Source organism: Actinomadura sp. 7K534, from assembly GCF_004348575.1.
GTDB classification, from domain to species: domain Bacteria; phylum Actinomycetota; class Actinomycetes; order Streptosporangiales; family Streptosporangiaceae; genus Spirillospora; species Spirillospora livida.
This window is the reverse complement of sequence record NZ_SMKB01000363.1, coordinates 1-5,183: the sequence shown is the minus strand read 5'-3', so window position 1 is coordinate 5,183 and position 5,183 is coordinate 1. Positions and strand designations below refer to the sequence as shown.

The window sequence follows — 5,183 nt, the reverse complement described above, 5'->3', positions numbered from 1 at the left end:
CCTTCCGCACCCGCCCACTACCCGACCCCATCCCCGGACGAGCAGCCGCAGTGCGCAGCGCATCACGCGAACGCTTCACGCCCCAGCGCACCGCACGCTCGATCCCCGAGGTCGCTTTGCGAGACCTGGACACCTCACCGCTCACACCCGCCGAAAGGCCCAATCGAGCAACCCCGGTCAGCGCGGATGCCCTACCGCCCGCAGAGGAAGAGCAGCGATGACCCGGCCTCGCACAACCCGCACCCGGCTACGCGGAACCCAGATCCGTGCGCCACGAGTCACCCCCGAGGTCGTCGCGGAACTGGCCTACCGGCTCACCAACCGCGATCGGAACCTGCTGACCCTGCTCTGGGAACACCGCGTCCTGACCACCGACCAGCTCACCCGACTGTTCTTCCGCACCCCAGAAAGAACCCGACAGCGCCTCAACCACCTGCACAACCACCACGCCCTACTCCGGTTCCGTCCCTGGGCACCCGTCGGCTCCAAGCCCTGGCACTGGGTCCTCGGCCCGGCCGGCGCGCATGTCCTGGCCGTCCAGCACGGCCAAAGCGTCGCCGAGTTCGGCTACCGGCAGGACACCGCCACCGCCATCGCCGTCTCACCCCGCCTCGCCCACCAGATCGGCGTGAACGAGTTCTTCATCTCCCTGCACGCTCACGCCCGGTGCCGAGGCGGCGCTGTGGAGCAGTGGTGGTCGGAACACCGGTGTGCAGCCTTGTGGGGTGACCTGGCCCGGCCGGACGCCTTCGGCCGCTGGGCCGAGCCCCGCGGCGACGGCACCGCGGCCACGCTGGACTTCTTCCTCGAGCACGACACCGGCACCGAAAAGCTCGCCCGGGTCACCGCCAAACTCGGGGGCTACGCCGACCTCGCTGAAGCCACCGGCACCACCACACCCGTCCTGTTCTGGCTGCCCTCACCCAAACGCGAGGCCAACCTGCGCCGCCTGCTCGGCACACCCGAGATCCCGGTCGCCACCGCCGTCCACACGCCCGCCAGCTCACCCGACGGGCCCGCCGGGCCGGTGTGGCAGCCCGCCGGCGCCACCGGCCCTCGCCGCCGCCTCGGCGATCTCGCGCGCCTGTGGGCAACCGTCCGCCGGCACGACGACGCTCAAGCGCCCGACTCGGCGGGCTCCTGATGCCGCTAGCTGTCGGAGCAGCCATCGGCGTCCTGGTCCTGATGGCCGTGCTCGTCGCGGTGATCGGCGCGGTCATGCCCGGCTCCGGAGAGCCCGTCTGCCAGCCTGAGCCCGGTAGCTCCACCGCCGATATCCCGCCTGCGTACCTGACGCTCTACCGAGCAGCTGGGGAACAGTACGGGATCGGGTGGCACGTCCTGGCGGCGGTCGGGAAGGTCGAGTCCGACCACGGGCGCGGGCCCGGCCCGGGTATCTCCTCGGGCCGCAACCATGCCGGAGCGGCCGGTCCCATGCAGTTCATGCCCGGCACCTGGGCCGCGTTCGGTGTCGACGGCGACCGGGACGGCCGCAGGGATGTCTATGACCCTGCCGATGCGATCCCGGCCGCCGCCCGCTACCTCAAGCACAGCGGCGCACCCCGCCGCCTCCGGACTGCACTGTTCCAGTACAACCACTCCGCCGCCTACGTGGACAAGGTCGTCCGACAAGCTCGCGCCTACGCCCAACGCACAACTGCTCAGCTCGGCGCCCCCCCAGCAGACTGCGCCAGCGCCTTCTCAACGGTGGCGCCCCCCGGCCACGCTGCCGCGAAGGCGATCGCGTTCGCCCGCGCGCAACTCGGCAAACCGTACCTCTGGGGCGCGACCGGACCGGGTGCGTTCGACTGTTCCGGCTTGACCTACGCAGCCTACCGCGCCGCCGGAATCAGCATCCCGCGCGTGTCCGGCGCGCAATGGCGGCACGGCCCCCGCGTCCCCACCGGACGCGAGCAGCCAGGCGACCTGGTGTTCTTCAACTCCGGTCCCGGCACCTCAACCAACAACCCCGGACACGTCGGCCTGGCCATCGGGGGCGGGAAGATGATCGCCGCACCACACACCGGCACCGTCGTCCAGATTCAGCCCTACCACCGCTCCACACTGCTCGGCTTCACCCGACCCACCGCACACCAGCGGGCAGAGGCACCGGCGAGCGGAGCCGACCGGTGACCAATCGACTGATCAAAGTGACAACAGCACTCGCGGTGGTGACGGTCGCTGCCGTGGCCGCACTCATCTCCTACGCGCACATGCTCGACCTGGTCCGCGCCCACGGTGAAACCGGCGCGACGGCGCGGCTGGTCCCGTTCACCGTGGACGGCCTGATCTGGGCGGCGTCCATGGTGATCCTGGACGCCAGCCGCCGCAACCGCCCCGTACCGGCGTTGGCCGGGTGGAGCCTGGCTGCGGGCATCTGCGCCACGGTGGGCGCCAACGTGGCGCACGGCGCCACACACGGGCCCATCGGCGCCCTCGTCAGCGCCTGGCCCGCCCTGGCCCTGGTCGGCTCGTTCGAGTTGCTGATGACCCTCACCCGCCGCGCGGCACCCCGCGGTGTGAGCGTGCCGGAACCGGAACGCACCAGTCTGGGACAGCCGGTACACCAAGGCTCCCAAGCTGAACAGACACCCGAGCAAGCGGTTCTGGCCGAGTACCGGGCGAGTTTGAACGGTCCAGGGCGTCCACTGTCCCAGCGCTTCCTGGCAGAAAAGCACGGCCTCGACCGCCGCAAGGTCAAGCAGATCATCGTCAGCAGCGAAGAGCAGGGCTCACCCTAACTCTCGACTTGGCCGCCGCTGCCGCCCATGCTTGTCTTGGCGGCAAGCGCCGCGTACGTGATGGTGCTCGCCGGTGGGCCGTTCTGGTATTTCTTCACAGACAGAGGCTTTCCGATGCTGGATGCTGCAGGTCAGCAGCCTGTTCGCGCCAACCCAGCCTGGACACTGCCGCACAAGGTAGGGATCTTCAGAGGTGGAAGCCTGGAGACCCTACCTTTCTGTGCCTTGAATTGGGCCTTCCCTCGCAATTGCGCGTTGACCTAGAGTCAGATCGTCCATCCTGTCTCCGAGGACTGACGTGGCCCGCTTCCACTCTGCTCGCCTGGGCTGCATGCTTCCGCGGGGCTGGGATTGTCAGGCTGGGTTGATCGCGAGGAGGCCCCTGTGTCCCCATTTGTCCCGTTAAGCGAGTGTTGGGTAGCCGGCTTTCCGTCCGGCACCTTGTGGTGACTGCCCGTGCTCGGGTCTCTTCTACCCGATGGCGGCGTCCCGGACTGGCTCATAGCGTTGAGCACGGTGATCGGCGGTCTCACCATGTTGGTGATCGCCTCTAGCCGGTTCGCGAAGGCAGTAATGCCTCAAAATTCCAAGGACCGGTTGAGTTTTTGGACGGATCTGCGGGCCAAACGGCTGGCCAGCAGGATCGATCGACGCAATCGTCGTGATCACCGGAGGCACTGCCGACGTTCAAGCTGCCTCGGCGGCCCAGGGAACATGACAGTGTCGCCGACGAACGATGGCAGCACAGCCGGTCAACCGACGCCGGAACAAGCACAATGACCAAACTCGAACCGGGTTCATTCATGGCCGAGCTCACCGCGGTGGAGCGAGACGATCTTGCCTCTCGCGGCCGAGAACGCAGCTACCAGCGCGGTGAGTTGCTCTGCCGGGAAGGCGAGGACTCGACTTCGGTCGCCGTTCTGCTGGAGGGCAGAGTCAAGGCATACTCCTTCGTCGAGCATGGAGGTGAGGTTTTACTTGCGGTTCGAGGACCGGGAGCATTGATCGGCGAAGTGGCCGCCATCGACGGACTGCCACACTCGGCGACTGTTGCCGCTCTCGAGCATGCCCAGGCGATCGTCCTCACCTCAGCTGCCTTTATGGATTTTCTGCAGGCCAATGGTCGAGTTTCGGTCGTGATCATGCGAACACTCTGTCGACTATGGCGAGAGGCTGACAGCCAACGAGTTGAATTGGGCAGGGTCGACGCGACAGGCCGTGTCGCTGCACGGCTAGTCGAGCTGGCCGAGCGCTTCGGCACCCCCTACGAGGATCCGACAGCAAAGACATCCGGTGGTATTCGGATCACGCTCAACCTCTCGCAGGAGGAACTCGCCGGCTGGGTAGGTGCGTCCAGAGAGGCAGTCAGTAAGACGCTCAGCTTGCTGCGCCGCCAGGGTTGGATTGAGACCGGGCGACGCCGACTGATTGTCTACGACCTAGAGGCATTGCGTGACCAAACCCACAACGAAAAGATGGGCATCTACCTGGCCGACACCTGACGAGGATCTCCGACCCTAGCAAGCGCCCGACAGGGCACTACGCAACGAGCCATACACCTCAACGCCAGCCCGCGCGGCGACCTGCTCGGCGGCGGCGTCGCCTTCGTCCAGGCCGACCAGCGTCTTCGCCTCGGCTTCGCAGTGCGACAAGTGGGCGTGGTCGTAGCGATCACAAACGTTGGACTCCATACGATTCACGCCGGTCTCCTGTTCCGCTTGGGTGTTCTCTAGACCAGGTGCGGCGGTCACCCCGTCCGGTGAGCGAATGGGGCGCCTGTCCCGCTGCCCGGTGCACCCCCGTGTGTGGGGCGCACCGGGCGGCGGGTGGTCAAGCGGTGCGTAGGGCGCGGACAGCGGCGGCGCCGATGGCGTCGGCGGCTGCGGCGGGGTCGGTCAGGGTGACCAGGTGGGCGCCTTTCATGGCTTTGGTGCGGCCGTTCATGGACAGCCACAGCGCGCCGCATCCGGTGGCGGTGAGTCGGTCGAGGCGTTTCTGGCCGTCTTCGCGCTGGTCGGGTTTGAAGATGCCGTCGGAGACGATGACCAGCAGGCGGGCGGCGCCGGGGCGGGTCAGTTCGGCGGCGGAGTCGAGGGCGTCGACGGCCTGGACGAAGTTCTCGGTGTTGTCTTGGGCGGCGAACGTGGTCACGGTGTTCGGGGTGTGTCCGGGGTGGACGATGGGGCGGACGCGGGCGCCGAAGATGACGGTTGCCGCTAGGGCGTCGGGGATGTGTCCGGCGGCGCGGGCGATGATCCAGGCGGCGGAGGCGACCGGGGCGGCCAGGGCGTTCATGGAGCCGGACACGTCGCAGGCGATGCCGATGCGCAGCGGCGGCGCGGGCACGTGGCGGCGGGTGGTGCGGGTGAACGGTTCGGCGGTCGGGACGGTTCCGGCGGCGCGTTGGGCGTCGGCGGCCAGTGCGCCGCGCATGGACAGCCG

At 68.2% G+C, this 5,183-nt stretch carries 5 protein-coding genes and 1 pseudogene; 4 read left to right on the top strand and 2 right to left on the bottom strand.

The genetic code is table 11. The features are described 5' to 3' along the window. The first annotated feature begins 217 nt into the window (after nucleotides 1-217). The 4 genes from E1266_RS35450 (at nucleotide 218) to E1266_RS35435 (ending at nucleotide 4,243) form a co-directional block, all read left to right on the top strand. On the top strand, nucleotides 218-1,144 hold the full coding sequence (locus tag E1266_RS35450) for a replication-relaxation family protein (protein ID WP_132054688.1): 927 nt from the start codon (nucleotides 218-220) through the stop codon (nucleotides 1,142-1,144). 41 nt (nucleotides 1,145-1,185) lie between these two features. Beyond that, the gene (locus tag E1266_RS35445) at nucleotides 1,186-2,133 is read left to right on the top strand and encodes a bifunctional lytic transglycosylase/C40 family peptidase (protein WP_165966342.1); all 948 of its coding nucleotides are present in this window, start codon (nucleotides 1,186-1,188) and stop codon (nucleotides 2,131-2,133) included. After that, complete coding sequence (locus E1266_RS35440; protein WP_132054684.1) at nucleotides 2,130-2,741, top strand: DUF2637 domain-containing protein; 612 nt, start codon at nucleotides 2,130-2,132, stop codon at nucleotides 2,739-2,741. The genes E1266_RS35445 and E1266_RS35440 overlap by 4 nt, the downstream gene beginning before the upstream one ends. Before the next feature lie 776 nt (nucleotides 2,742-3,517). Beyond that, the gene (locus E1266_RS35435) at nucleotides 3,518-4,243 is read left to right on the top strand and encodes a Crp/Fnr family transcriptional regulator (protein ID WP_132054682.1); all 726 of its coding nucleotides are present in this window, start codon (nucleotides 3,518-3,520) and stop codon (nucleotides 4,241-4,243) included. A gap of 15 nt (nucleotides 4,244-4,258) precedes the next feature. On the opposite strand, the gene E1266_RS35430 is transcribed toward E1266_RS35435, so the two are convergent. Then, nucleotides 4,259-4,441 carry a hypothetical protein gene (locus tag E1266_RS35430; RefSeq protein WP_132054680.1) on the bottom strand — a complete coding sequence of 61 codons (183 nt, stop codon included), beginning with the start codon at nucleotides 4,439-4,441 and terminating at the stop codon, nucleotides 4,259-4,261. Between the two features lie 130 nt (nucleotides 4,442-4,571). Then, nucleotides 4,572-5,183: pseudogene (locus E1266_RS38550) on the bottom strand (hypothetical protein); the annotation flags it as partial.

Coding starts and splice junctions, on each gene's coding strand:
- E1266_RS35450 (WP_132054688.1), top strand. CDS start 218: ATGACCCGGCCTCGCACAACCCGCACCCGGCTACGCGGAACCCAGATC.
- E1266_RS35445 (WP_165966342.1), top strand. CDS start 1,186: ATGGCCGTGCTCGTCGCGGTGATCGGCGCGGTCATGCCCGGCTCCGGA.
- E1266_RS35435 (WP_132054682.1), top strand. CDS start 3,518: ATGACCAAACTCGAACCGGGTTCATTCATGGCCGAGCTCACCGCGGTG.